At 63.5% G+C, this 1,519-nt stretch carries 1 protein-coding gene; it reads left to right on the top strand.

Annotated features, from left to right (window positions below; genetic code table 11):
* Positions 1-93: 93 nt before the first annotated feature.
* Positions 94-1,503, top strand: coding sequence for an MFS transporter (locus tag P3W85_RS31095; RefSeq protein ID WP_017230535.1), 1,410 nt, complete (start codon positions 94-96; stop codon positions 1,501-1,503).
* The last annotated feature ends 16 nt before the right edge of the window (positions 1,504-1,519 follow it).

Genomic DNA, 1,519 nt, shown 5'->3' with positions numbered 1-1,519 from the left:
AAAATGCGCGAATAGCGCGCAAATTGACTGAAATGCGCTTGTTAGGAGCCCAGGCAATAGCATATTTTTCAGGCACTGAATCCTGGAGACAATATGGCTACCATCAATGACCGTGATGCACACGGCAACCGCCAGACCAAGAAGGCGACCGCAAGCGGGTGGATCGGATCTGCGCTCGAGTACTACGACTTCTTCATCTACGCGACTGCGGCGTCGCTGATCTTCCCGCAGATTTTCTTCCCCTCGACGGACCCCAAGGTGGCCATCGTCGCCTCGCTTGCGACCTATGGCGTCGGTTACGTGGCCCGGCCTATCGGCGCCTTCTTCCTGGGCCACTGGGGCGACACCCATGGGCGCAAGACAGTGCTGGTCCTGTGCATGTTCCTGATGGGTTTCTCGACCATGGCGGTCGGTCTCCTGCCGACCTACCATCAGGTCGGCGTGCTCGCCCCCGTGCTGCTGGTCGTGCTTCGCCTCATCCAGGGCTTCGCGGTGGCCGGCGAGATCTCCGGCGCCAGTTCGATGATTCTCGAGCATGCGCCATTCGGCCGGCGCGGCTACTACGCCAGCTTTACGCTCCAGGGCGTGCAGGCAGGGCAGATCCTGGCCGCTGCGGTGTTCCTGCCGCTCGCCTATTACATGCCGTCGGACGCATTCAATGCCTGGGGCTGGCGTATTCCCTTCCTGCTGAGCGCCATCGTGCTGGTCGCCGGCTTTGTCATCCGCCGCGAAGTGTCGGAGCCGCCCGTGTTCGCCAAGGAGGCAAAGGCAGGCGACGTGCCGCGCTCGCCGATCGTCGAGGCCTTCAAATACAGCTGGAAAGACATGATCCGCGTCGTCTGCGTCGCCCTGATGAATGTCATCCCGGTGGTCGCCACGATCTTTGGCGCAGCATATGCGGTGCAGCCGGCCTACGGCATCGGCTTCGACAAGAGCATCTATCTGTGGATTCCGGTCGCGGGCAACATCATCGCGGTGCTGGTCATTCCGATCGTCGGCAACCTGTCGGACAAGATCGGCCGCAAGCCGCCGATCATTGTCGGCGCGCTCGGCTCGGGCCTGCTTTCGTTTGCCTACCTCTACGCCATCAGCATCCACAACGTGCCGCTCGCGATCGTGTCGTCGCTGCTGATGTGGGGCATCGTCTACCAGGGTTATAACGCGGTGTTCCCGAGCTTCTACCCCGAGATGTTTCCGACGCGCTCCCGCGTCTCGGCAATGGCGATTGCGCAGAATGTCGGCACGGCCTTCACCGCCCTGTTGCCGGCGCTGTTCGCCACGGTGGCGCCGCCGGGGTCCGCCAATATTCCGCTCACGATCGGGGCCATCACGTTCGGGGTGACGATCATTGCGGCGGTGGCGGCCTGGAGTGCCCGGGAGACCCATCGTATCCGCCTGAGCGAACTCGGCGAGCCCGGCGCCGTTCCCATGGATAAGGGAGACTACGACCGCTTGCGGGCCGAGGCCATGGGCGGCACGCGCGTGGCAGAGGCATCGGCCTGAGGCAGCCACCCCGAGC

The organism is Cupriavidus basilensis, assembly GCF_029335485.1.
GTDB classification, from domain to species: Bacteria; Pseudomonadota; Gammaproteobacteria; order Burkholderiales; family Burkholderiaceae; genus Cupriavidus; species Cupriavidus basilensis_E.
This window is presented reverse-complemented; position numbering and strand designations above follow the sequence as displayed.